At 71.2% G+C, this 26,184-nt stretch carries 17 protein-coding genes; all 17 read right to left on the bottom strand.

Annotated elements, in window-relative coordinates; genetic code table 11:
• Positions 1–2,385, bottom strand: coding sequence for a type VI secretion system Vgr family protein (locus tag PGB34_RS20545; RefSeq protein WP_271429979.1), 2,385 nt, complete (start codon positions 2,383–2,385; stop codon positions 1–3).
• Positions 2,386–2,504: 119 nt separating this feature from the next.
• Positions 2,505–2,900, bottom strand: a complete 396-nt coding sequence (locus PGB34_RS20540; RefSeq protein ID WP_271429978.1) for a DUF4150 domain-containing protein — start codon at positions 2,898–2,900, stop codon at positions 2,505–2,507.
• 21 nt (positions 2,901–2,921) lie between these two features.
• Entirely contained in the window at positions 2,922–3,638 is a 717-nt protein-coding gene (locus PGB34_RS20535; RefSeq protein ID WP_271429977.1) for a DUF3540 domain-containing protein, read from the bottom strand.
• A gap of 46 nt (positions 3,639–3,684) precedes the next feature.
• A complete protein-coding gene (locus PGB34_RS20530; protein ID WP_271429976.1) occupies positions 3,685–4,740 on the bottom strand; it encodes a pentapeptide repeat-containing protein in 1,056 nt (351 codons plus the stop codon).
• A complete protein-coding gene (locus PGB34_RS20525) occupies positions 4,737–7,427 on the bottom strand; it encodes a DUF2169 domain-containing protein (protein WP_271429975.1) in 2,691 nt (896 codons plus the stop codon). Before PGB34_RS20525 ends, PGB34_RS20530 begins: the two co-directional genes overlap by 4 nt.
• 51 nt (positions 7,428–7,478) lie before the next feature.
• Positions 7,479–10,418 (bottom strand): type VI secretion system Vgr family protein, encoded by a 2,940-nt coding sequence (locus tag PGB34_RS20520; RefSeq protein ID WP_271429974.1) that lies wholly within the window; start codon positions 10,416–10,418, stop codon positions 7,479–7,481.
• 78 nt (positions 10,419–10,496) lie between these two features.
• Positions 10,497–13,211, bottom strand: a complete 2,715-nt coding sequence (gene tssH, locus PGB34_RS20515) for a type VI secretion system ATPase TssH (RefSeq protein ID WP_271429973.1) — start codon at positions 13,209–13,211, stop codon at positions 10,497–10,499.
• Positions 13,212–13,255: 44 nt separating this feature from the next.
• Complete coding sequence (tssG, locus tag PGB34_RS20510; RefSeq protein WP_271429972.1) at positions 13,256–14,401, bottom strand: type VI secretion system baseplate subunit TssG; 1,146 nt, start codon at positions 14,399–14,401, stop codon at positions 13,256–13,258.
• Positions 14,398–16,275: a type VI secretion system baseplate subunit TssF gene (tssF, locus tag PGB34_RS20505; protein WP_271429971.1), complete on the bottom strand. Its 1,878-nt coding sequence runs from the start codon at positions 16,273–16,275 to the stop codon at positions 14,398–14,400. Before tssF ends, tssG begins: the two co-directional genes overlap by 4 nt.
• 76 nt (positions 16,276–16,351) lie before the next feature.
• The gene (gene tssE, locus PGB34_RS20500; RefSeq protein WP_271429970.1) at positions 16,352–16,870 is read right to left on the bottom strand and encodes a type VI secretion system baseplate subunit TssE; all 519 of its coding nucleotides are present in this window, start codon (positions 16,868–16,870) and stop codon (positions 16,352–16,354) included.
• Positions 16,863–17,723, bottom strand: coding sequence for a type VI secretion system accessory protein TagJ (locus PGB34_RS20495; RefSeq protein WP_271429969.1), 861 nt, complete (start codon positions 17,721–17,723; stop codon positions 16,863–16,865). The genes tssE and PGB34_RS20495 overlap by 8 nt, the downstream gene beginning before the upstream one ends.
• Positions 17,724–17,737: 14 nt before the next feature.
• On the bottom strand, positions 17,738–18,295 hold the full coding sequence (locus PGB34_RS20490) for a type VI secretion system tube protein Hcp (protein ID WP_271429968.1): 558 nt from the start codon (positions 18,293–18,295) through the stop codon (positions 17,738–17,740).
• A gap of 46 nt (positions 18,296–18,341) precedes the next feature.
• A complete protein-coding gene (locus PGB34_RS20485; RefSeq protein ID WP_271429967.1) occupies positions 18,342–20,366 on the bottom strand; it encodes a caspase family protein in 2,025 nt (674 codons plus the stop codon).
• Positions 20,367–20,379: 13 nt separating this feature from the next.
• A complete protein-coding gene (locus tag PGB34_RS20480; protein ID WP_271429966.1) occupies positions 20,380–21,516 on the bottom strand; it encodes a hypothetical protein in 1,137 nt (378 codons plus the stop codon).
• Between the two features lie 33 nt (positions 21,517–21,549).
• Positions 21,550–22,308, bottom strand: a complete 759-nt coding sequence (locus PGB34_RS20475; RefSeq protein WP_271429965.1) for a hypothetical protein — start codon at positions 22,306–22,308, stop codon at positions 21,550–21,552.
• 169 nt (positions 22,309–22,477) lie between these two features.
• A complete protein-coding gene (gene mltA, locus PGB34_RS20470; protein WP_271429964.1) occupies positions 22,478–24,097 on the bottom strand; it encodes a murein transglycosylase A in 1,620 nt (539 codons plus the stop codon).
• A 190-nt stretch (positions 24,098–24,287) separates the two neighbouring features.
• Positions 24,288–26,174: a serine/threonine-protein kinase gene (locus PGB34_RS20465; protein ID WP_271429963.1), complete on the bottom strand. Its 1,887-nt coding sequence runs from the start codon at positions 26,172–26,174 to the stop codon at positions 24,288–24,290.
• Between the last annotated feature and the right edge of the window lie 10 nt (positions 26,175–26,184).

Genomic DNA, 26,184 nt, shown 5'->3' with positions numbered 1-26,184 from the left:
TCAGTTCTGCAACACCTTCGACCCCTTGACGATCACGTCGCTGCTCGCCTTGACGTTGATCTTTCCCGAGCCCTGGACCGTGATGTCCTTGCCCTTGATCACGATGGTGCCGTCCTTCTTCATGGTGATGCTGGCGCTGCCGGTCTTGAGGGTGATGGAGTCGCCGGCTTCGAGCACGTAGTTCTTGCCCACCTTCAGCGCGTCGTCCTGCGTCACGCTGCTGCTGCGGCCCTTGCCCACGTTGCGCGATTCGGCACCGCCGACGCTGGTCGAGAGGTTGCCCCCCACGTCCACCGAGCGGTTGGCGCCGATGCTGCTGGACTGGCTGGCGCCCACCGTGATGGTCTGGCTCGCGCCCACCGTGATGGCCTGCACGGCGCCCACGGTGATCTCCTGCGCCGCGCCCACGGTGATGGTTTCGTTGATGCCCACCGTGTGGGTGCGCTGCAGCGCCACGGTGGCGGTTTCGCTCGCACCCACGGTGATGCTGCGGTTGGCGCCGATGCTGATGGTTTCGTTCGCGCCTACCGATTCGGTGCGGTTCACGCCGATGGTGATGGTTTCGTTGTTGCCCACCGATTCCGTTCGGTTCACACCGATGGTGATGGTCTCGTTGTTGTCCACCGTCTCGGTGCGGTCGTGCTTGACGTGCACGGTCTCGTCGTGGTCGATGGTCTTGCTGCGGTCGTGGCCCACCCAGTGGGTCTCGTCGTTCTCGACCTCGATGTCCTGGTTCTTCTCGGCATGCAGGTAGACCTGCTCGCTGCCCTTGGCGTCGTCGAAGCGGAGTTCGTTGAAGTTGCTGGCGCTGCCCTTGGGCGTGGAGCGCGTGCGAAAGCCGCTTTGCGAGTGGCTGCCGAAGGGAATGGGCTGATCGTCGTTGTAGACGCGGCCCACGATCAGCGGCCGGTCGGGGTCGCCGTTGAGAAAGTCGACGATCACCTCCTGCCCGATGCGCGGGATGAAGTAGCCGCCCCAGCCCTTGCCGGCCCAGGGTTGCGACACGCGCACATAGCAGGTGGATTTCTCGTTGCGCTCGTCGTAGCGGTCCCAGTGAAAGTGGACCTTCACGCGGCCGAAGTCGTCGGCGTGGATCTCCTCGCCCTTGGGGCCCGCCACGATGGCGCTCTGCGGCCCCGGCATCACCGGCCGCGGGGTGCGCCGGCGCGGCCTGAAGGGCACTTCGGCCGGCAGCACGGTGGCCAGCACGCCCATGTCGCCCACGCCGGGCTCGCGCAGCGAGGCGAAGTCGTCGATCAGCTGCGCCACCACGCCCGCGGCGTCGGTGTTGATCGGGTCGTGCGCCGCCAGTGCCCGCAGCTCGTCACCCAGCTGCCGGGCCGCGCGGCCGGAGGGCCGCAGGCCTTCGTGGCCCGGGTGCGTCAGCGCCAGCAGGCAGGACGTGACGAGGTAGTCGCCGTCGGCAGCGCCGTCGGGCGCGCCCTTGAAGCTGAAGCTGCGGCCCGCGCTCAGGTCGGGCCAGCGCGTGAGCGCCCACGCGCGCTTGCGCGGCATGGCGAGCTCTTCCATACGAAGGCGCGCGGTGTTGTCCGAATCGTCGTTGCGCCAGAAGGGCGCGGCGTACTCGAACATCTCCAGGTCGGCCAGCTCGTGCACGGCCGGGTCGGCCTTGTCGCCGCGCAGTTCGCGCTTGATGGCCTTGAAGTCGCTGTTGCGCGAGGCATGGCTGCCGCTGCCCAGCACGCGGCCGCCATGCCAATGCTGGATCTCGGCAAAGCGCGCCTCGTCGATGCCCGAAGGCACATAACTGAGCGTGGAGGCGGCCGGCAGCCTGTCGTGCGCAACGTCGCTGGCGTCCGACAGCAGCATGGTGCCCGGCGCGTCATGCGCGTCGAACCAGTAGTAGATGCCCTCTTCCTCCATCAGCCGCGAAAGGAAGTGGTAGTCGCTTTCCTGGTGCTGCATGCAGTAGCGGCGCGGCTCATGCACTCCGATGACGTGGTCACTCTCGATCTTCTTGAAGCGCTTGATGGCGCTGTCCTCGAGCACGGCATCGATGATCTGCAGCACCGTCTTGTCCTGGAAGATGCGCGAGTTGCGGCGCTTGGTCAGCAGCCAGAACCAGGAGCGCAGGGTCAGGTGGTAGGCGTGGTAGCGGCCCACGTGGGCGCCCTGCACGAAGCGCACCGCATGGCCATTGAAGTGCCGCTTGTGCGCGCCGCCGTCGGCGTCGTCGAACTCCACCGTGAGGTCGAACACATGGCCCAGCACGTCCTTGGCGTCGATGGCGCCGTTGGTCGACAGCACGCGCAGCTCGTAGTGCGCGGGCCGCGACAGCGCCTCCAGCCCCAGCACGGAGTCGAAGAGCATCTCTGCCGCCGCGGGCGACTCGCTCTCGATGCTGAAGTTCTTGGCTGCGGCCATGCACGGGTCCGAAGTTCGATCGACGTGGACAGGAGAGACACGCTTGCAGTATTCGCGCCGATGTGAGTGAGTGCAATCTCACCAAAAGGCGTATGCAGATGCAGCGGGCCGCGCAGGCCTCAGGGCGCCAGCAGCACCACGATGGTCTGGCTGGGCACCATGCGCACGCCCGGGCAGTTGGTGCTGTTCTGCAGCGAGGTGCTGGTCAGGCGTGTGGCCGGCATGCCGTTGAGCAGCACCGTGAAGGCGCCGGTCAGGTGCCGGCTCGGCCCCATCACCGTGCCCGAGGCCACGCCCAGCAGCACGCCGGCGTTGTCGCCGTTGGTCATGGGAATGACGGTGCCCAGGTTGTGCGCCGGCCCGCCCATGAACAGGATGGTGGGGCAGTTGGGGACGGCCGTGGGCCCCATCGCGAAGTTGGGATAGGTCACGGGAATGGGCGAAGGCGCGGCCGGCGTCATGCAGACGTCGGGAAAGGCCATGTCGGTTCCCATCAGCTGGCAGTTGGCAAACATCGAGCGCTCCCCTGATGCGGCCTAGCCGCCGAAATGGATCTGGCCGCCGCGCGTCTTGACCAGGTTTTCGCCCTCGGTCAGCACGTGCTGGCCGTGGGCGTGCAGCACGCCCTTGGCCGTGAGCTCCATGTGGCCGGCTTCGGCGCGGTCCATGCCCTCGACCTGGCGGCTGGAGCTTTGGCTGTGCTGCGACCAGCGGTCCACCACGGCCGTCAGTTCCTGCCCCACCCAGCGCGTGCACGAGACGGTGGCTTCCACCAGCCGGCCCAGGCTGCGGTGCACGTCGAAGCGGGTGCTCAGCGTCTGGGCCTGCACGCTCACCGATTCGGCCTGCAGTTGGGCCGAAGCGGCCTGGGTGCGCCACTGGCCCTGCACTTCCAGGCTCAGGTCGCCGTCCACGCGCAGGCGCTGCGGCGCAGGCGCCTGGTCGGGCGCGGGGTTGCGCTCGAGCACGGCCACGATCCAGCCGCCGCCGGGCTCGGCCGCGGGCAGGCCGGCCACCACGTCGCCCACCTCGGGCAGCAGCAGGCAACTGAGCGCCCGGCGCATGCGGCGCGTGCCGTGGGCGTCCTGCACCAGCCAGTTGTTGTCGCCGCTGGCGATCACGCGGCCCTGCAGCCAGGCCGGCGCGGGCTCGGCAGCCGGCTGCTGCTGCTGCTGCTGCGCCGAGGGCGGCAGGGGTGAAAAGCTGCGATGCGCCGGTCGGCGGGCGGCATGGGAAAGAGGGCTGGCTTTCATGGGAGGTCGCTTCCTGTGTGGAGAGGACGGCTGATCGGTGGCGTTTTCAAACAAGAGGGGGCGGCTGCCATTGCTCGGCCGCGCGCTGGTCGGGCTCGTCGCCCAGGGCGCTCGACTGCGCCGGCAGCGCGGCCTCGCGCACATCGGCCCGGTGCAGGCGCAGCCGGAACACGGTGGCGTCCTTGAAGTCGGCGCCGCGCAGGTCGGCCTGCGAGGCGTCGGCATAAGTCAGGTCGGCCTGCACGAACTTCGCGCGCGGCAGCACCGCCTGGCCGAGGAAGGCCTGCACCAGCCTGGCGCCGCTGAAGTCCGCGCCCGGCAGCTGGGCGCTGGCAAAGATGCCCTGGCTCAGGTCGGCGCCGGCAAAGCGCACGCCGGCGCCCTGCGCCTGCGGGAACAGCGCCTGCTGCGCCTTCGCGCGCACGAACGATGCGCCTTCGAGCGCGGCGCCCTGGAAGCTGCAGCCGCCCACCGAGGCTTCGCTGAAGTCGGCCCCGCGCAGGTCGCAGGCCATGAACTGGCATTGCTCCAGCGTCTGGCCCGCGAAGCTGCGTCCCGCGAGGTCGGCATTGCGGAACACGAAGCGCTTGAACTGCGCGCCCTCCCAGCTCACCTGGGCCAGCGCGCAGTCCGAGACGATGCCGTAGCTCACCACGGCCGACTGGAAGCTGGCGCCCGACAGGTCGCAGCTCAGCCAGTTCACGCCGTCCAGCCGGGTCTGGCGCAGGTCGGCGCCATGCAGCTTGCTGGCCTGGAGCGTGGCCAGGCTCAGGTCGGCCTCGAGCGCGCGCAGGCCGGGCCAGTCGCATTCGAGCACGCTGGCCTTGTGCAGGTGGGCGCCGGTCATCTGCAGGTTGGGGCCCGGGCAGCGATGGAAGGTGGCGCCGCGCAGCTGGGCGCCCTGGAAGTTGGCGCGGCTCAGGTCGCAGCGGTCGAACACCGCTTCGCGCAGGTCGGCCTCGCGAAAGTCCGCGTCGGTGAAGTCGACCTCGGTGAACACCGCGCCGGGCAGCGGCAGGCTGGCAAAGCGGCCGCCGCGCAGGCTGCGCTGCGCGATGGGCTCGCCGAAGTGGACCGCCAGGGCCAGGGTCTGGGGCTTCATGCGGGGTCTGCCTGGGCGTGCGCGGCCTGCTGCTCGGGCGTGAGCCGCGGATGGATGCGCGTGCGCGTGATGAGCGCGCCGTCGATGGAGGTGGCCGTGTCCAGCCGCACGCGCGAAAGGTCGGCCGCGTGCAGGTTGCTTGCGCCCAGGTCTGCACTGCGCAGGTCGGCGTTCTGCAGCACGGCGTTCATGAAGTTGGCGCCGCGCGCCTTCACGCGCACCATGCGCGCGCGCGCCAGCAGCGCGCCGATGGCCACCGCATGGGTCAGGTCCGCGTCGGTCAGGTCGGCCAGGCGCAGGTTGGCGCCGGTGAGCTGCGCCTGCTCCAGGCGCGCGCCGCGCAGCGCCATGCCGCCGAAGTTGGTCTGCGCGCAATCGGCGCTGCGCAGGTCGCAGCCGCTGATGTCGGTGCGCTCCACGAAGGTGGCGCCGCGCAGCCGCGCGCCCGGCGCGCGCAGGCCCTGGGCCTGGCAGGTCACGAAGTTGGCGCTGCTCAGGTCGGCCCGCACGAAGCTCGCGCCCTTGAGCGTGCATTCGAGAAAGTTGGCGCCGGCCAGTTGTGCGCCGTCCCAGGTGCAGCGCGACAGGTCGAGCTTCGTGAAGTTCACGTCCACCGCATGGGCGTCGGTCGCGTCCACCTGGCCCCACTCGCTTTCGAGCAGGTTGACGCCGCCCAGCTGCACGCCGCGCATCTGCACCTGGTCGACGCGGGTGTGCATGAAGATGGCACGCGAGAGGTTGCTCCGGTCGAAGACCGCGCCTTCCAGCTGCGCCCGGCCCAGGTTCGCGGCCCGCAGCGAGCAGCCGATCAGGATCGCACCGCGCAAATCGGCATGGGCCAGCACCGCGCCGTCGAGGTTGGCGCCGCTGAGGTTGGCGCCGCGCAGATCCGCGCTTTCGAGCCAGGCCCCCGGCAGCTGGGCGCCGCGCAGGTCCAGGCCCGACAGGTCTGCGCCGGTCAGGTCCAGCAGCAGCATGGGATTGGGGTGGCCCTGGTTCGCCGGCTCCTGCGCACGCTGGTGCGCGCGTGCGAGCTCGGCACGCAGCGAAACGGCCTGCTCGGGCGGCATGCGCGGCGCGGGCGGCTGCATGTGCGCGCTCTGCTGGTACTCGAAGCGCTGCGCGCGCTCCAGCTCCACGAACTTGCGCTGCAGCTCGGCCAGCTCCCTGGCCTGCTCGGGCGTGGGCGGCTGGCCGCCGGTCATCTGCTGGCGCAGCTCGCCGAACTGCTGCGCGCCGCGCAGCACGGGCGGGCCGCGGTGCGGCGGCGGCGGCGCCATGCCCTGGCGCTGGAGCTCCTCTTCGGCCGCCAGGATCTGCCGCGCCGCGGCTTCCAGCGCCTCGCGGTGATCCTTGGCCGCCTCCAGCCGTTTGGCCTGCGCGTAGTCGGCCAGGTTCTCCAGCGTGGGCGGCGCTTCGGCCTCGGGCATGCGCAGGCCCATGGCGTCGGGGTCCTTGCCGGCCGCCACGGCCTGGGCGCGCGCGTCTTCCACGATCAGCTCGGCACGCCGGCGCTGCGCCTCGCCCTGCAGGCCCTGCACCGCCAGCGAAGCCTTGCTGGCCTCGAACTCCGGGTCCAGCGGCACCAGCCCGTCGGGCAGCAGGTCGGATTCGCGCAGTGCGTGCAGGCCACCGTCCTTCGGGTCCGTGCGGCGCTCCCAGGCCTGCCGGTAATGTTCGTCGTCGCGGCGCTCGCCCAGGCGCTCCACCGCGCCCATCAGGCCGATGATGTCGCTGCCGTCGTCCTCCTGGACTTCGGCCAGGCCCTGGAAGATCAGCGCGCCGCGCTCGGCATGCGGGAAGAACCACACCGTGCTCAGGCGCAGCGGCACTTCGCGCAGCTTGGGCTCGGCGCCCGGGCTCTCGGGCCGGTACTGCGCGAACACGCGCGCCACGAAGCCCGGCAGCCGGCCCTGGATGTGCGGGCGGCCCGGGTGCAGGTGGTGCAGGTCGAAAGGCTCGTCACCCGCCAGCGGCGCGGGCAGCCACTGGTCTTCGGGGGCGAGGTTGAAGAACTTCCAGTCCAGGTCCGGCGCGAAGCCCGGCGAATGGTCCTTGAGGTAGTTCTCGTCGTAGGTGCCGCGAAAGCGCGCGCGCTGCGGCCACATCGGATCAATGCGGCCCAGGCCCGCGGGCGGCACGGCTTCGTCGGGCCGGCTCTGGCGTTGCCGGATGTACTCGACGTTGGGCGCCAGGCGCAGCAGGCGGCCGTCGGCCTGCGGCTGGGGGGCACGGCCGCGGCCCAGCGGGTTGTTCGGGAAGTCGGCGCCGCCATAGGCGCGGTCCCAGCTCAGCGGCATGCGCTCGAAGGGCGCGGGCTCGGTGGCCTGGCCGTCCACCCAGGCCCGGTCGCCCGAGACGGCCAGCGTCTTTTCGACCCCGGCCAGGCGCACCCGCACGGCGCAGCGCCGGCCGGGCGAGCCATCGGCCTCGCGCGGCGCATAGGCATGGCCATGGACCAGGAACTCGGGCGTGAGCTTGGCCACGCCTTCATCGAGCAGCGGCCCTTCGGGCATGTCGGTGGCCAGGAAGTTCCACAGCGACATGTCGGTCCACAAGGTCGGCGAGGCCTGTGCGGCCTCGGTGAACGGAAAGTGCAGCAGCGCCGACACGCACAGGCCGAATCGCTTTCGGTGCTCCATCGGCCTGGTGGACAGGCCCAGCTGCATGGGTTTGAAGACTTGCATCGGAACGCTGGCCTTGGTCTCAATGCGCCTTGGGCGCCTGGGTCGCGCGCATCAGAGGGTGGAGCCCGAAGCGCCGCCGCCGCCCGACCGACCGCCACCGCCGCCGCTGAAGCCGCCCCCGCCGCCATCTCCGCCGTCTCCGCCACCACCGCCGCCGCCCGCGCCGCCGCCACTGGAGCCGCTGCCGCCCGACGCGCCGTCCGCACCGCCCGCCGACGATGCGCCGCCACCCGCAGGTGCTGCGTTCGGGTCCGCTCCGCTCAGGCCCGAGGTGCCGGCGACGACGCTGGCCACGACGCCCGCGCCCACCGCACCGCCGAGCCCGCCAGCGGCCAGCAGCCCTGCGGCCGCCAGCTGGTTGCGCCGGGTGGCCGCCAGCCGGGCCATTTCGGGGAAGCCGGCATCGCGCAGGTCCGTGATGGCGGTGTCGTACGAGCTCAGCGCCTCGGTGAAGTCATACACGCCGGCCCCGATGCCGATGGCACCGAAGGCAATGGACAGGCCCTGGCCCACGGTCATCGGGCCGGCGGCGGCGGTGCCGGCGCCGCCTGCGCCGCCACCGCCGGCACCCGGCTGCACCAGGTGGGCGGCGGCCTGCGCCATGCGCACGGGCGCCTGCTCCACCTTGGCCGCCCCGATGGACTTGAGGTCGATGGCCGCCTCGTTCTCGAGCTTGGCGCCCACGAAGTTGGAGATCGACACCGCGAGCGTGTTGTCCAGCTGCATGCCGATGAAGGTGCTGCGCGCCAGGGCCACGTTGAAGTCCGAGGCCATGCCGATGTAGGCGTTGGAGTTTTTGCCCAGGATGCAATCGTTGGCTTCGCCTGCGATGGTGCGGTCGAAGTTGCCGCTGGTGACGAACTTGAAGCTGGCCGCCGTGCCCTTGTAGGCCCCCGTCGCGCCGGTGTCGAAGCTGCCACCGGAAGTGAGTTTGACGGTGCTCTCGCCATGCGCCGTGAAGGCCGGCGTCGACAGGCCCATGGTCGCCGTGCCGATCACCACCACGTCGCGCGCCATCAGCTGGTAGGCGCCGTTGACGTTGTTGCTCGAGTCGCCGGCCTGGGTGGAAGCCAGGCCCGTCACGTCTTCATGGCGCCAGCCATCGACCTTGATGTTGCGGTAGTCGTAGATGAACTCGGTCAGCCCCTTGTCGACCGTCTTGAGCTCGCCGTTGCGGTAGTCAAAAGTGACCTTGTCGGCCACGGCCTGCAGCAGCGTCTTGCTGATCTCGGTCTTGCGGTGGCCGTACACGACCAGCGTGTCGTCGTTGTCGATGGTGGACGTGCGGTCGTGCGAGACCGCCAGCGTCTGGTCCCACTCCACCGAGGTGCTCATGTTGCGCTCGGCGTGGATGTTGATGTTCTCCTCGCCCTTCTTGTCCTCGAACATGATCTCGTTGTAGTTCGTGGAGTCGCCGCCGGGCGTGGAGCGGGTCTTGAAGCCGCTCTGGGTGGGTGACTGGTAGGGAATGGGCTGGTCGCTGTTGTAGACGCGGCCCACCACCACGGGCCGGTTCGGGTCGCCGTTGAGGAAGTCGACGATCACCTCCTGGCCGATGCGCGGGATGAAGTAGCCGCCCCAGCCCTTGCCGCCCCAGGGCTGCGACACGCGCACCCAGCAGGTGGACTTCTCGTTGCTCTTGCCGTAGCGGTCCCAGTGGAAGTGGACCTTCACGCGGCCGAAGGCGTCGGTGTCGATCTCCTTGCCGGCCGCGCCGACCACGATGGCGCTCTGCGGCCCGGGCATGCGCACCTGCGGCGTCAGGCGCGGCGGCCTGAAAGGCATGTCGGCCGGCAGCAGCGTCAACAGGAAGGCCGAATGCCCGGGGCCCAGCGTGGCCAGGGCCGGCGTCTGGGCCATCAGGTCGCGCATCATGGCCTGCGAGTCGTGGTTGATCGCGTCGTCGGCCAGGGTTTCGGCCAGCAGCTGCCAGGGCGTGGCCGAGAACGGACGCTCGCCCTGCGCCAGGCTTTCGTAGCCCGGGTGGGTGGCCACGAAGGTGCAGCCCGCGATCAGGTATTCGCCGTTGCGCGTGCCGTCCGGGTCGTTCTCGAACTTGAACTGCCGGCCTACGGCCACGTCGGGCCACTGGGTCAGCGCCCAGTGGCGGTCGCGCCTTGCCGTCAGCTCGTCGCCGCGGATCTTGGCCGTGTCTTCGGCCCCGCCGGCCGTGAAGTAGCCGCCGGGGAACTCGAAGTCCTCGAAGTCGGCCAGTTCGTGGTTGTCGGTGGCGTCCACCTGCGCGCCCAGGGTCTGGCGGATGGTCTTGAAGTTGCTGTCGCGCGCATCGTGCTTGCCGGTGTCGAAACGGCGCTCGGCCACCCAGCGCGTGATCTCGTTGAAGCGCCCCTCGGTGCCGCTTTCGGGCCGGTAGAGCAGGCTGGTGGTGACCGGCAGCTTCTGGTGCGCCACCGCGCTGCTGTCGGCCAGCATCATGGTGCCGGGCGCGTCATGGGCATCGAACCAGTAGTAGATGCCCTCTTCCTCCATCAGGCGCGACAGGTAGCTGTAGTCGCTTTCCTGGTGCTGCACGCAGTAGCGCCGTGGCGGATGCACGCCGATCACGCCGTCGGTCTTGAGCTTCTTGACGCGCGAGATCGGGCTGTCGTCGAACACCGCGTTGAGCACGTCGAGCACGGGCTTGTCCTGCAGGATGCGCGAGTTGCGACGCTTTTGCAGCAGCCAGAACCACGAGCGCAGCTGGATGCGGTATTCGAACAGCCGCCCGACCGCGCCCAGGCGCGAGAAGCGCACCGCAAAGCCGTGGCAGTGCCGCTCGTGGCGCGTGCCGTCCGGGTCCAGGAACTGGATCACCACGTCGAAGCTGCGGCCCAGGATGTCCTTGGCGTCCAGCCGCTCGTTCTTGGACAGCACGTTCAGCTCGTACAGGGACGGGCGCGACAGGCCCTCGTGGCCCGTCACGCGCCAGAACATCAACTCGTCCGCCGCGGGGGAGTCGCTCTTGATCTCGAAGTCGAATTCGTCTGCCATGGCATTGCCCAGGTTGCCGGTCACGCATCAGGACGATTGGCGGCGCCGGATTTGGCAGCCGCCTGCGCCCACCGCCGCTCAGCCGAAGCTGTAGACGAAGCCCTGATCGTTGGTGGACACCTGCACCGAGCCGATCGGCTTGCCTTCCATCATGCGGTTGAGGAACTCGCGGCTGATGTCGGGGAGCATGGTGTTGGTGAGGATGGCGTCGATCATGCGGCCGCCCGATTCGCTTTCGGTGCAGCGGCTCACCACCAGCTTGACCACGTCGTCGCCGTACTCGAAGGGGATCTTGTAGCGCGCTTCCACGCGCTTCTTGATGCGCCCCAGCTGCAGCCGCACGATGCTGCCCAGCATCTCGTCGGACAGCGGGTAGTAGGGAATGGCCACCAGCCGGCCCAGCAGCGCGGGCGGGAAGATCTTGAGCAGCGGCTCGCGCAGCGCCTTGGCCATGCCTTCGGGGTCGGGCATCAGCTCCGGGTCCTTGCACATGCTGGCGATCATGTCGGTGCCGGCGTTGGTGGTCAGCAGGATCAGCGTGTTCTTGAAGTCGATGCTGCGGCCTTCGCCGTCTTCCATGAAGCCCTTGTCGAAGACCTGGAAGAACAGCTCGTGCACGTCGGGGTGGGCCTTTTCCACCTCGTCCAGCAGCACCACGCTGTAGGGCTTGCGGCGCACGGCCTCGGTCAGCACGCCGCCTTCGCCATAGCCCACGTAGCCCGGAGGCGCACCCTTGAGCGAGCTGACGGTGTGCGCCTCCTGGTACTCGCTCATGTTGATGACGATCAGGTTCTGCTCGCCACCGTACAGCGCCTCGGCCAGCGCGATGGCGGTTTCGGTCTTGCCCACGCCCGACGTGCCGGCCAGCATGAACACGCCGATGGGCTTGGTCGGGTTGTCCAGGCCCGCGCGCGAGGTCTGGATGCGCTTGGCGATCATCTCCATCGCGTGGTCCTGGCCGATCACGCGCTTGCCCAGCAGCTCGGGCAGCTTGAGCACGGTCTCGATCTCGTTGCGCTGCATGCGGCCCACGGGAATGCCCGTCCAGTCGCCCACCACGGCCGCCACGGCCTGGTAGTCCACCGTGGGCAGGATCAGCGGCGATTCGCCCTGCAGGGCGCCCAGCTCGGTCTGCACCTGCTGCAGGCGGGCCAGCGCGGCTTCGCGGTCCACGCCCTCGGGCTGCGGCGCCTCGGTGGCTGCCTGGGCCTCCAGGGTGCTGCCGGTGCCTTCCACGGGCTGGTTGCCGCTGCGCAGCTGGGCACGCAGGGCCAGCAGCTCATCGACCAGGGTCTTTTCCTGGCCCCAGCGCGCTTCCAGCGTGGCCAGGCGGTCGCGCTCCTCGGCCAGCGCGGCGCCCACGGCCTGCTCGCGCTCGGCCACGTTGATGCCGATGGCTTTTTCGCGGCCGATGATCTGCTGCTCGGTCTCCAGCGACTCGATGCGCTTGCGGCTGTCGTCCACCTCGGCCGGCGTGGCATGCAGGCTCACGGCCACGCGCGCGCAAGCGGTGTCCAGCAGGCTCACGCTCTTGTCGGGCAGCTGGCGCGCGGGAATGTAGCGGTGGCTCAGCTTCACGGCCGCTTCCAGCGCCTCGTCCAGGATCTGCACCTGGTGGTGCTTTTCCATGGTGCTGGCCACGCCGCGCATCATCAAGATGGCCTTGCGCTCGTCGGGCTCGTCCACCTGCACGTTCTGGAAGCGCCGCGTGAGCGCCGGGTCCTTTTCGATGTACTTCTTGTACTCGGCCCAGGTGGTGGCGCCCACGGTGCGCAGCGTGCCACGCGCCAGCGCGGGCTTGAGCAGGTTGGCCGCGTCGCCAGTGCCGGCCTGGCCGCCCGCGCCCACCAGCGTGTGGGTTTCGTCCACGAACAGGATGATGGGCTTCTCGCTGGCCTGCACCTCTTCGATCACCGAGCGCAGGCGCTGCTCGAACTCGCCCTTCATGCTGGCGCCGGCCTGCAGCAGGCCCACGTCCAGCGCGAGCAGGCGCACGTCCTTGAGCGCAGGCGGCACGTCGCCGCGCGCGATGCGCTGCGCAAAGCCTTCGACCACCGCCGTCTTGCCCACGCCGGCCTCGCCCACCAGGATGGGGTTGTTCTGGCGCCGGCGCATCAGGATGTCGACCACCTGCCGGATCTCGTCGTCGCGGCCCACGATCGGGTCCATCTTGCCGCTGCGGGCCTGTTCGGTCAGGTCGGTGGTGAACTTCTTGAGCGCATCGCCCTTGCCCATGGCCGCGGGGGCCATGGCGCCGGTTTCCTCGCCCACGTCGCCGCTGCCCATGCCGGTGCCGTCCTGCGCGCGCATCTTCGATTCCGAGGAGGCATCGCAGATCTTGGCGAAGTTCTCGGCCAGGTCCTCGACCTTGATCTTCTCGAACTGCCTGGACAGCTGCACCAGCGGGTTGCGCAGGCCCGGCGTCTTGAGCATGCCCACCACGATGTAGCCGGTGCGCACCTGCGCCTCGCCGAACTGCAGGGTGGCGTAGGTCCAGGCACGTTCGATGGCGTTCTCGATGTGCGGCGAGAAATCGCTGATGGCTGTGGCGCCGCGCGGCAGGCGGTCGAGTGCGGCCGTCACGTCCTTGGCCAGCACGCCGATGTCCAGCCCGTAGTGCTGCACGATGCGGTGCAGGTCGCTTTCCTGGTTCTGCAGCAGCTGGGCGAACCAGTGCTCCAGCTCCACATAGGGATTGCCGCGCATCTTGCAGAAGACGGTGGCGCCCTCGACGGCCTTGTAGGCCAGCGGGTTCAGCTTGCCGAAAAGGGCTGTGCGGCTGATTTCACTCATGAGCTTCTCCAGAATTCAGATGACGATTGATCGGCGGTTGTTTCTCATGCAGGCACGCCTGCGGGTGCCCCGGCGCTGATGCGCACATCGACGGCATCGGCCGCGCGTGGGCGTTCACCGAGCCAGGAGACCCAGCCCAGCCGCGGCGCGCTGCCCTTGTGCGCGCCCAGGCGGGTGGCGGGCACTTCGTCGCGGCGCAGCTGCAGCTGCGCGTCCCATTCGAGTTCGTCGCCCAGCAGCTGCAGCATCCAGCGCACCAGCACCGGCCGCGCCGTGCCGATGGGCAGGAACTGGCGGTACTGCGCGAGCTTGAGCGGCCCCAGGTGCAGGCGCACCTTGTGCTGGCGGTCCCACACCTGGCCGCCCAGCACGGCGCCCATGCCCATGGTGCGGGCCGCGTCGTTGCCGCTGCTGGCGCCCAGGCGCGTGAGCTCGTTGACCGGCAGGCGCAGCCAGTGGCCCACCCAGCGCTCCAGCCGCACGGGCACGGCGAAGTAGGCCGAGAGCACGCGTTCGATGCCCTCGGCGCTGTGCACGCGGCGCGCCAGCCAGCCCGAGAAATGCAGGCGCGCGTCGTCATGCACCGCATCGCGCTGCTGGCGCGCCGGCCCGCCGATGCCAACGAAAGCGCCCACATGGCGCCGGAACGGGTCTTCGCCCGGGCGGTCCATGCCGGTCACGGGCCGGGCCTGCGCCCAGGCGCGGTACAGCTGCAGCGAGAAGCGGTGCGAGAAGGTGTCGAGGAAGGCCAGCCAGGTCGGGTCGCCGTAGTTCAGCGCGCGCTCGCGGATGAAGTCCGACAGGTGCACCGGCAGCGGCCCGTTGGGGCCGATGTAGCCGAAGAAGTGCTGGCGCAGCCGCGGCGGCGCATGGGCCGTGGCGGGCTCGAAGCGGCTGATGCTGGCCGGCGCGAAGGACAGCGAGGGCTCCTGCCCCACGCGCACGGCCTCGGCCTGCGGGCGCAGCGCGCGGCCCCAGCGCGGCAGCTCGGGCGTCATGGCCTCGAGCCTGCGCATCACGGCGAAGTAGTCGTAGGCCCAGGCCTGCGGCGCCCAGGCCTGCAGCAATGCCGCGGGCGTGAGGCGCGCGGCCGCCTCGGCGGGTGCAGCGGGCACGGCGGATTCGGCGGGCGCAGCAGGCACCTCGACCACGGCCGCCACGCCGTCGTCGCCGGCAGCGCCTTCGCTCACAGGATCTGGCGCGTTCCGCACTGCGGCCTCCAGCGCATGGTTTCGCCCTTGCCGGCGATGTTCAGCACGGTTTCGACGAAGTGGTTCACTTCCACATGGCGCGCCAGGAAGTGCGACATGACGGCGCCGAACAGGAAGGCGCTGTGGCCGTGGAAGGCCGTGGAGTCGACCTCGAGCTGCGCCTCGAGGCCGCGCCCGAAGGCGATGGGCCCGGGCAGCGGCAGGCGCCGCGTGACGGGCCTGGTGCGCACCGACAGCAGGCCGCGCACCTGGCCCTGGCGCGCCTCGTCGGCGTGCACGGCATAGAGCATCAGCATCTCGCGCAGCGCGGCGGCACCTTCGGTGGCGCTGCTGTCGGACAGCGAGAGGTAGTTCAGCGCCAGGTGGTCGACCACGCGCCAGCCCAGGCCCTGGTGCACCACGGGCGAGACCGGCCGCGAAGGCCCGCGCACCATGCGCACGCGCTGCACGGGGAAGGAGTCGATGCAGTCGAAGTCGTTCTCGCGCCCGGCCGGCAGCAGAAGCGGCAGGTCGCGGTTGCTGACCAGCGCCGTCACGGCCAGCTGGCGCAGCGAGGCCGAGTACGGCGCCTCCTGCGGATCGACGATCTGCATGAACAGCTCGGAGCCGATGTGGCTGCTGCGGTGCCCCTCGCTGCGCTGGCGCACCGAGAGCATGCGCGGGTCGCGCGTGGTGGTGTAGTAGGCCGGGTGGCTGCTGCGGCTGCCGTGGAAGGCGGCGTAGAAGGGCAGGAATATCTGCTCGAGCGCGCCCTCGCCCTGCCCGCCGCCGTGGCCCACCACCTCGGTGACGGTGTGGACCTCGAAATCCTGCGGGCGGGTGCGGTCGGCCAGCAGGTGGAACTGGCTCTGGCCTTCGCTCACGCTCACGCGGTCCAGCCGCTTGGAAAAGAGGTTCACGGCCGGCACGCAGTGCAGCAGCACGTTGTCGGCCGTGACCAGCTTTTCCAGCGCCGCGTCGCCGCGCGAGAACAGCACGACCAGCTCGGCCTCGGTACCCGACAGGCCGGCCAGCGCCTTGCGCAGGCCGTCGATGCGCGCGAAGCGGAAGCGCTCGGCGAAGGCGAAGTACTCCTGCACCAGCCGGTAGCCCGAGAAGCCCGTGGCCGTGACGGGCAGCAGCGCCTCGTCGTCGGCAAAGCCCACTTCGGCCACGGCGCTGCCCGGCAGGTGCACCACCGGCGCCGTGGGCTGCGCGGCGCGCACCATCACGCCCAGCGGCTGGCCCAGCATGCAGGCGTGCAGCTGCCAGGCCACGTCGTCGGCGCCGCTGAAGTGCAGCACCAGGCTGTCCAGCGCGATCTGCGACAGCTGCAGCCCGGCCGTGCTGCGCACGGAAATGCGCAGGCCGCCACGGATGTCGCGCGCGCGCGGGTGCTGCGCCAGCGGCAGGTCCTGTGCGTAGGTGAAGTACTGGGCCCTGGTGATTTCGAGCGGCCACACGCGCAGGTCGGCCGCGGTGCGGAACTCGCAGTGCGTGTTCTGCCCCACGGCCTGGCGCGCACGCAGGCCGCTGCCGCGCGGCAGGGTGGGGCCGTTGGCCAGGTTGGCGTCGTCCAGGTCGGGCGTGAAGCTGCACACCGTCATGGCCGGCGTGGGCGCCAGGAAGTGGGGGTAGACGATGTCCAGCAGGTGGCCGGTGAAGCGCGGGTATTCGGCGTCCACCTTCAGGCCCACGCGCGCGGCCAGGAAGGCCGTGGCCTCGATCAGCCGCTCCACATAGGGGTCGGCCACCTCCTGGCCTTCGATGCCGAGGCGGTTGGCGATCTTGGGAAAGGCGCGCGCGAACTCCGCGGTGCTTTCGCGGAAGTAGCGCAACTCCTGTTCGTACAGGTTGAGCAGTCGCGGGTCCATGCTCAGACGCCGTGAGGGGAAAAGAAATCGCCGCGGGCGTGCGGCGACGACAGGAGGAAGGGGGCCGGCACGGGGTTCACCGCGGGCCGGGCTGCGTCATGTCCTCGATCTCGATGCGTCCTTCTTCCAGGTCGATCCGGCTGCGCATCAGGAACTCCAGCGGCACGGGCTGCGCCCAGAGCATGCCGCGGATCTGCAGCCCGATGCGGTTGTGGGAGTCCAGGGCCGAGCCTTCCATGATCAGTTCAACTTCGAGGGTGCGGGACAGGATGCGCGGCTCGAACTGCACGATTGCGTTCTTCAAAGCCTGCTCCATGCTGACACGCTGGATCGAGGAGGTGAACTGGCCGGACAGCATAGGCAATCCGTAGTTCAGCACCGAGCGCGCGGCGTGCGGGTAGCGCCGCGTGTCCATGCCCATGCCGTAGCCGTTGGCGTTGAGCAGCCAGGCCAGGTCGCGCAGCACGGCCTGGCGCAGGGCCTGCCGCGTGAGGGTGCGCTTCTCGTCGCTTTCGCGCTTCTGGTCTGGCGCATGGTCGACCAGGCGGTCCAGCAGCGAGGGCTGGAGCCGTTCCTGGACGCTGCCTTCAACCATGGGCGCCATCCCCTGCGCCGTCGGCGGCGGGCTCGGACCCAGGCCCGGCCTCGGCCGCCGGCTGGCTGTCGAAGGCGATCTCGCGCACGTCCATCAGCGCATGCTCGCCCTGGTCGCTGCTGAACACGCGCTGGCCCAGGCCGGTCCAGACCTCGGGCGCGGCTTCTTCCCATTCGGTCTTGCGCGCCAGCAGCAGCGCACCGTCGCCGCTGGCCAAGGTGCCTTCGTAGCGCGTGGGGATCAGCGCCAGCGCCTCGCCGCCATTGGCGAACTGCAGGTGCGCAGGCATCCACACGGCATCGCGCAGGTCTTCGGGCGCTTCCATCTTCACCTGCGACAGGCGCGAGAACGGCACCCAGTAGTAGCGGCCGTTGATGTACGCCTCGAGCACGGGGCCCAGGCGCATGTCGGCGTCGGCCAGCCATTCGAAGGGCGCGCCGTCGATGTGGCCCGAGGTGGCGGGCGCCTCGTCGAAGGCGCGCGCGCGCAGCTGTTCGGCGGCCTGCGGCTCACCGGCGCCGTGGCGCAGCAGCGATTCGACCAGCAGCGCCAGCCAGGGCTCGGGCTGGCCGAAGATCATGGGCGTGCGCTTGCCCGCGAAGACTTCGCCGCGCAGGCTTTCGCAGCGGATGGCTTCGCCATACATCTGCTTCATGGGCACGGCCAGCGCGTCCAGCTCGGCCGCCACGCTGAGCTGGTTGAGCGCGCGCTCCCACTGGCCCAGCACGCACAGCAGTTGCGCCATGAAGACGCGCAGCTTGCTGTCGGCGGGCTTGGCGCGCACTTCCTCGGTCAGCGCCTTGAGGGCGGCGACCGGGTCGGACTGCTGCAGGAGTTCGGCGGCTTTGCTCATGGCTCGTTGCTCCTTCAGCCGCCGAAGACGCAGGTGCGCACCGCACCGCGCAGGCCGCTCTTGGCCTGCGGCGCGGACGACATGGTCAGCGTGCGGTAGGTGAAGCCCAGCACTTCGGCCGGCCGTCCCAGGTGGCCGCCGCTGAGCACGCAGTGCACGGCCAGGCGCGCGTCCTGCAGATCCATCTGCAGCATGGGCTGGGCGTCCTTGGAGTCGTCGCCGCCGGCCCTGAACACGGCCAGCGTGACCTTCAGGTCGCTGGCCTGGCTCTGCAGCAGGCTGGCCAGCGAGGCGGTGGCCGCATCGCTGCTGCGCACCAGGGTCAGCGGGCCATTGACCACGCGGCCCTTGGAAGTGCCCGGCGGCGTCTCGACCCGGTTGCTCAGGAAGTAGCCCAGCACGGCCATGCGCTGCTTGCCGTCCTCGAACTGGCGCTCGCTCTCGCCTTCGTAGACCACGCCCTTGCTTTCGACCCGCAGCACCACGTCGCGCCCGGTGTCTTCCCTCGTGGCCAGGTCCAGCAGGCGCAGGGCCTCGTCCTGGTCCAGCACTCCATCACTGTTGAATGACATGTTTTTGCTCCTCGGCTTGAAGAAGGTGGAAAGGTGAAAGCAAAGATCAGGGAGCCGCGCGCCCCCAGCGCACGGCGGTGGCGAAAAGGGGCCGCGCACGTTCCGGCCGCGCCTGGCCGCGCACGCGCAGGTCGGCCAGCGCCGAGGCGCTGGCCATGCCGAACAGGCGCGGTGCGCTGTGCGGCTGCGCCGGGCTGGCCACCACCCACAGCCGGCCGCTGGCGGCATCGGGCAGTTCGAAGCGCTTGAGCGCCGGCGCCTGCGCGCTGCCGCGTTCAAAGCGGTTGGTCTCGCCCTGCGGCTCGGGGTAGACGGCGCGCAGCACGCCCTGCGCGTCAAGTGCCACGATGGCCAGGTCGACGGAATGGCCGCTGGCATTGCGCACCATCAGCACGTTGCGCTGACCCGGGCCGGGGCCGGGCCACTGGGCGGCCAGCGGCAGCGGCTCGCTGCGCAGCAGGCGTTCGCCCTCCCACAGTTCGAGCTGGGCCTCGAAACCCGGCAGGCGGCGCTCGGGCGCGAGCGCCATCAGGCGCGAGAACCACTTGAGCTGCGCCAGCAGTTGCAGGCGGCGGCGCACGGCTTCCAGATCAGGCAGCGCATCGTTGCCCGGCTCTGCGCCCAGCAGCTCGGGCGAGCTGGGCACCAGCCGCTGCGTGGGCCGGCCGGCATCGAGCCAGCGCACGTCGGCCTGCTCCTGGCCCTGCACGCGCTGCACGGCGGCCGGGTAGCTCAGGTTCAGGCCGGCGGGCAGCGGCCGCTCGGCGCGCACGCGCAGCACGGCACTGGCGGGCTCGGCCGCGGGCGTCACGTACCACTGCACGCTGCCGGGCAGCTCGCGCAGCGCGGCGGGCACGGGCAGCTGCGCGCCGGCCAGGTCGGCCTGGGTCAGCGTGGCTGCGGCCTGGCGCTGCGTGCCGTCGGCCATCTGGGCCAGCACCAGCACGCCCTGGCGCGATTCCAGACCGTCGAGCTGGCCGGCCTCCAGCGTCAGGCTGGCACCCGCGCGCTGGGCGGGCCACTGCGGGCGGGTGCTCAACGGCTCCAGCGTGTTGGCGAACAGCGGCAGGTCGAGGTTGCCTTCGGCCACGGGCGAAGGCAGCTCGCGTTCGGGAAAGCGGGCTTCCAGCTCCTCGATGACGGCCGGGTACTGCGACAGCACGCCGTTGAACAGCGCGCGCCAGGTGTCGGGCCGGCGCTGCAGCGACTGCACCACGGCCCAGGTCAGCAGACCCTGCGGCCGCGCACGCCGGTCGCCGCGCGGCAAGCGCAGCTCGGGCGTGACCTGGTGGCTCTCCGAAGCGAAGAAGGCGACGTAGCGGGCGCGCGGCACCGCTTCGGCCACGGGCAGGCGCAAGGCGCTGTCGGCGCCCGGCTGCGCGCGCGGGGCTGCGGCGGGCACCAACTGGTCGGAGCGCAGCCCGCGCCAGCGCACCTCATCGTCGGGCTCTCCGGCCGCGCCGTTCGCGGGAGGCGCCGGTGCACGCGCGCTGCGCGTCATCGACGCGGCCGAACAGGTGTCGAAGACGGACCAGACAAAGACGTTGCGCGCCAGGAAGGCCTGCACCCAGGCGTCGAAATCGACGTCGCGCAGGCCGCCGGCCAGCGGGCCTGCGCTGCCGATGGTGCCGCGCACGTCGCGGGCCAGGAAGTTCTCGGCCAGGCCGTCGGGCTCCTGGTAGCGCTTGCTGCTGTCGCGCCAGCGCGTGCCGTGGCCCGAGAAGTACAGCAGCACGAAGTCGCCGCTGCGCGACTGCGCCAGCAGCCGGCTCAGGGTCTCGTGAATGGCGCGCGCATCGGGCAGCGGCGCGCCGGGCACGCCGTCGGCCACGATGCTGATGTCGGCGGCGGCAAAGCCCTGCTGCTGCAGGGCCTCCTGCATCAGCAGCACGTCGTTGCGCGGCGCCTGCAGCCACAGCGAGGCCGGCTGGCTGGCCAGCTCCGAGACGCCCACCAGCAGCGCACGCTGCACGGCGCCGGCCGTGCCCGCGGCCAGCAGCAGGCCCAGGCCGGCCAGCAGCAGGCGGGGCCGGCGCAACCAGCGCAGCAGGGGCATCGCGGTGGGCAGCATGCGGCGTGCTCCGTCAGGGCGGGTCCACGCCCTCGACCAGCGGTGAGGACTCGAGCACCGCCCGGCCTTCGCGCGGCTGCATCAGCCGCACGGGCCAGCGGCCCTGCTCGTCGGGGGCGCCGGCCATTTCCGCGCCTGCGCGGCGCAGCAGCTCGGCCGCGGCCGGCAGGGCCGTGTCGGCCTTGAAGCGCACGCGCAGGTCGGGCGCCGCTGCACTGGCCGCGGGCGCGGGCGCCTCGCGAAAGCGCACGGCGTCCTCGTCTTCGCCCAGGCGGCCCAGCAGGCTGGCGTTCTGCAGCACCACCACCAGCGCCAGCGCGGCCAGCGCGGGGCGCCAGGGGCCGTCACCGCCCAGCCAGCCCCACAGCCGCGCCCAGCCGCCCGCGCGCGGCGGGGCCTGCATGCGGGCCTGGGCCGGTGGCGGAGGGGTGGTGCGGGCGCTGCGCGTGCCGGCATCGGCGATGGCCGCGCCCGCCTGCAGCGAGGCCGCCACGCCGCGGTACAGCGACTGGTAGTCGGCGCGCGGGTCGCCTTCGGCCGCCAGCGGCGTGCCCGAGAGCACGGTGAAGCACTGGGCCACCGTGCGCAGCGCCACGCGCCCGGGTGCCGGCGCGATGGCCGGGCCCTGGCCCTGGGCCGCCTCGTCGGCGGTGGCGCGCAGCGCGGCCAGCCGGGTGGCGCTGAGTTCGCCCAGCACGCGCGCGCACAGCTGCGGCGCCTGGGTCAGCGAGACGGTGTTCCAGGTCTGGATCAGGCCGAACAGCGGTTCGAAGGGTTCGTCCTGCGGCTCCAGCAGCACGTCGAAGGGGCCGGCCCAGTCGGCTTCGGCGGCGGCCATCCAGCCGCGCCAGCGGCCCTGGCCCAGGTCGCGGTCCAGCATCACGCCCAGCAGCCGGCCGTCGTGCAGCACGCTGACCAGCCGCCCGGGGGCCCAGCGCGCCGAAAAGCCCTTCTGCGCCACGGCATCGCGGCGGCGCGCCAGCTCGGTCAGCGGCAAAAGCAGGTCGGCCAGGGCCGTGGGGCCGGCCGCGCTGCCGGCTGCGGCGGCGCCCTGCAGCACCACCGCGTCGCCCGCGCCCGGGGGCGGGGTGGTTTCGAATGCGCCGCGAATGACGGCCAGCGCGGGCCAGAGGGAGGAGTCGCCGTGCATTGCGTATGTCCTGAAATGGCTATGACTTCAGGTCTAAGACGCTTCGGCGCCCAGAATTTTGAAAACCGCCAGGATCGCATCGACGTTGTCGGGCACCAGCGCGATGCCCAGCTCCTCCTGCAACCAGCGGCCGATGGCGGTCTTGCCGTAGTCGGCGGGCAGGGCTTCGCGCTTGTGCACCAGCCCCAGCCGGCCTGCGCGGTAGTGGTAGGAGGCGATGGCATGGCGCGCGGCCACGCCCGACAGCGGGGCCTCCTGGCCAAAGCCCTCGCACAGCAGCAGGCGCTCGGGCTCGTCCAGCGCGGCAATGAAGGCGCGCGCCGCAGCGGCCACGCGCGCGGCCGACAGCCCATGCTCGCGCAGGCAGGCATCCTCGTCCTCGTGCTCGCCCAGCTGGGCTTCGAGCTGCGCGTCGTTGACCTCGTCGCCGATGGACAGCTTGCGCCGGAAGGAGCTGGCGCGCGTGCAGTCGATCAGGTAGCGGCGGAAATAGGCGCACAGCGCGAAGGCGGTGGACGGCGCGCTGTGGCTGCCGCGCGTCTTGGGCGCGGGCTCGCCGTCCTCGCCGTCGTCGGGGTCCACGTCCAGGCGCAGCACCTTGATGTAGATGAACTGCGCCACCAGCTCCTGCCGGCTTTCGCCCAGCGCCTGCAGTTCGGGCGGATGGCAGCCACCCAGCGCGCCGCCCACGATGGTGTAGAGCCGCCCCATCTGCGAAGGCGCCAGTGCCTGCCGGTGCTGCCACAGCCGCACCAGCTCGGCGCTGTCATCGGGGGACAGGGCGGATTGCATGCGAGCGTCTTCTTAAATGGCAGTGCGCCCGAAGGCCGCGATCCAAGCCGACGAGCGCAGCGAAGTCCTCAGGGCACCCACGGGGCCGGCTTTGCCGGACCGTTGGGTGCGCCCCCCTTCGCGCAGCAGAAGGGGGGAGCCGCGAAGCGGCCTGGGGGGTTGTTCGCGGTCATTCATCCACACAGCTTTCTTCGTCGGGGACCAGGCAGCCGGCCAGCGCCGCACCGCGCGTGCGGATGCCGCCTTGCGTGCCGACGGCCGCCGCAGCCACCTGCTGGCCGCGCGGCAGCAGGATCCACATGTTGCCGCGCTCCTTCATGCGCCGCGCCTGGTTGGCGGCCTGCTGGCCGTAGCCGAAGAAATAGTCGGCCCGCACCGCGCCGCGGATGGCGCCGCCGGTGTCCTGCGCGATGGTCAGGCGCTGGGTGGGCGCATTGGCGCCGGGCATGCGGGTGGAGACGAAGACCGGGTAGCCCAGCGGCGTGCTGCGCGGGTCCACCGCGATGGAGCGGCCGGCCTGCAGCGGCACGCCCAGCGCACCGACCGGGCCGCTCTGCGGGCCCGCGCCGGCCTGCATTTCCTTGAAGAACACATAGCTCGGGTCCTTGATGCCCGAGCCCGTGACCGGGCCGGCGGCCTTGCGCCCGGGCACCACCACGGCGCCGCTGGCCACGGGCCGCGCCAGCGTGAAGCCACGCGTGCGCACCGCGCCCACGTCGCCGATGTCGCTGTCCTCGCCGTCGTCCACTTCCAGCTCGATGGTGGAGCCGCGCGTGCGCACGGCCTGTTTGCCGCCGCGGCCGCTGTTGCTGGCCAGCGTGGGGCGGAAGGGCTGGCCGTTCTGCTCGGCATAGCCCAGGCGGATCACGTCGCCATTGGTCAGGCGGATGCGGCCCGAGCCCTGGATCTGCATCTCGTACAGCGCATTGGCGTTGCTCACGAAGGCCAGCACGCGCGCGTTGGGAGCGCCGCGCGTTTCGATCTCTTCGCGCGTGAAGTAGGGCAGCAGCTGGCGGCCTTCGACGCGCAGGCGCATCTTGCGGTCCAGCGTGTCGCGGATCACGGTGGACAGATCGAGCGCCAGCAGGCCCGGCGCACCCATGTCGCGCGTGGAAAGGCCCTGCTGGATCACGACCTTGCGGTCTTCCACCCGCGCGGCGACGGTGCCGCGGCCGGCCGGCAGGCGGCGCGTGTCGAGGAAGACCATGTCCTGGGGCTCGCCGTAGACCGGGTAGATGAAGGGCGGCGAATAGGTGCGGCTGCCTTCGATCTCGGGCTCGAAGTAGCCGGTGACCACGCCGTCGGGACGGCGGTCGTCGTCGCGGATCTGGTAGGCCGCGAATTCGCTTTCATAGAAGCTGCGGATGGCCGGATCGCTCTTGGCGTTGACGGCGCGCGCGCGCGAGCACAGGTTCTGCCACTGCTCGCCACGGCGCGTGAGCACGCGGCAGCTTTCGAGGAAGGCGGGCCAGGTCTCGGAGAAATCGTCGCGGGCCCAGCCCGGCAGGGTGTCGAAGCTGACGGCGGTGTAGGTGGCCAGCTGGGTCGAGAAGGTGCGCGCCTGGCCGGCCACGTTGCCGCCGCCGGTGGCGGCAGCCGGCGCCGGGGCCGGGGCAGCCACGGGTGCGGGCGCGGGGGCCGGTGCTGCGGCCTGCGGTGCGGGCGCGGGCGGGCGCTCCGGCACCGGCTCGGGCCGCCAGGCGCAGCCGGCCAGCGCCATGGCGGCCAGGGCCACGGCAGCCCGCGCGGCGCGCGGCAGGGAAGCAGACGAAAGAGGGGGATTGATCATGGTGCGCTCCCGACCGGGGCATGCGCCGCCGGCATCAGATGGAACAGGCGCTGCCAGCCAGCAGGCAAGCGCAGCGAAGCCCTCAGGGCGCCCGAAGGCCCGGCGTTGCCGGACCCGTTGGCGCACTCCCCTCCCGAACAAGAGCGGGGAGCGGCGACGCCGCCCGGGGTGTGTTTCATGTCCAAGACGATCACCGCTCGACGATTTTGAAACCGGCCACGCCGAAGGCATCGGTGCAGGCCTGGCCCGGCGGGCACTGCGGCTTGCCCAGCAGCGGCGTGGGCTTGCCGGGGCTGGCGGCCTCCAGCGCCGAGAGCACGGGCAGCGGGAACTGCGGGAACACGCCGTCGGTCTGCATGCCGGCCTCGCTGAAGTCGCGCTCGTGCTGGCTCACCACCACCGCGAAGTGGTTGGTGCCCGGCGGGCCGCCCGCGTTCATGGGCCAGGAGGCGCGCGGCAGCGTGAGCGTCTGGTTGGCGTTGATCTTGTTGTACTTGTCCAGCAGGTTGGGGAAGAGCATGAACATCTCGCCCCCGCTGGCCAGCAGGTAGACGTAGACATAGCCTTCGCGGTTGCTGCGCAGCTCGAAGCCCAGCTTGTCCTTGCCCACCTCAACCTCGGGCTTCACGGCCGAAGCCTGCACGGTGAAGCCCGGCGTGGCGCTGGCGCCCAGCGCCTGCAGCGATTGCAGGGGCGTGCGCCGCACCGGCGGTGGCGGCGGCGGCGCGGGCGGCGGCGGGGCCGGCGCCACATCCACGGGCGCGGCCACCGGCGCCTGGGCCACGGCGGGCGCAGGGGCGTCGGCCGGCGCGCGGCCCTGCATCCACCACCAGGCACCACCGGCCAGCAGCGCCACGCCCGCCACGCCGATGAGCGCGCCTGCCAGCGCCTTGCTGCGCGGGGCCGGTGCAGCCGCGGGGCCGCTGCCCGCGGCCGGGCGCGGCGGGCTGGCCGGCGCGCGCGCGCCATGGGCGCCGGGCACGGTGCGCGGGCCTGCGGCGCGCAGGGGCGCGATGGTGGTGGTCTCTTCCAGGCCCAGCTCGGCGCGCAGCTCCAGCATGGACTGCGGGCGCTGCTCGGGGCGCACCGCCAGGCCGTGGTCGATGGTTTCCAGCAGCCGCTGGCTGTAGCGCTGGCGCAGCAGCTCGTTGCCGGCCAGGGGCACGTAGGTGTCGGACATGATGCGCGCCACCGAGGGCGGTGGCGCGCGCCCGCACACGGCCACGTGCATCACGGCCGCCAGCGCATAGACGTCGGTCCAGGCGCCCTGCGTCATGTCGGGCATCTCGGCGTACTGCTCGACCGGCGCGTAGCCGGGCTTGAGGATGACGGTGATGGCCTGCGTCTTGTCGCTGATCACGCGGCGCGCGGCGCCGAAGTCCAGCACCACCGGCTTGCCCGTGCCTTCGAGCAGCAGGATGTTGTCGGGCGCGATGTCGCGGTGGTAGCAGTTGGCGTTGTGCATCACGGCCAGCGCCTGCGTCACGCCGTCCATGATGCGCAGCAGCCAGCCTTCGTCCACGTTGGGCTTGTCGGCGAGGGTCTGGCGCAGCGTCTGGCCGCGGTACAGCGGCATCACCATGTAGGTGGTGCCGTTGTCCTCCCAGAAGCGGTAGACCTTCAGCAGCGAGGGATGGTCGAACTGGGCCAGCAGCCGCGCTTCGTTGATGAAGCTGCGCATGCCCAGCTCGAAGGTCTCGCGGTGCTTGTCCGACAGCGGCGTCACGGTGCCGTCGCCGCCGCGCGTGGACAGCGAGGTGGGCAGGTATTCCTTGATGGCCACCGTGCGTTCGAGCGTGTGGTCCCAGGCCTCGTACACGGCGCCGAAGCCACCCTGCCCGATCAGGTGCGTGATCTCGAATTCGGCCATGCGGCTGCCCGGTGGCAGCGTGCCCGCATCCACCAGCGGCGCCGGGGCGCGCGCGGGCGCGGGCGCCGCGGCGGCAACGGTGGTGGCGGCGCCGGCCGCGGGCTGGCTCTGGAAGTCTTCGCGCCCGCGCCCGGTCATCACCCGGGTCGGCGCGTGGGCGTCGTCCGAAGGCGGTGGATCGTGGGGGGGGCGGGGTGCGTCGGTCACAGGCGGGCTC

The sequence above is a fragment of the Xenophilus arseniciresistens genome (assembly GCF_028023875.1).
Taxonomy (GTDB): domain Bacteria; phylum Pseudomonadota; class Gammaproteobacteria; order Burkholderiales; family Burkholderiaceae_C; genus Xenophilus; species Xenophilus arseniciresistens.
The sequence above is the reverse complement of the archived record's forward strand: the minus strand, read 5'-3'. Positions and strand labels throughout refer to the sequence as shown.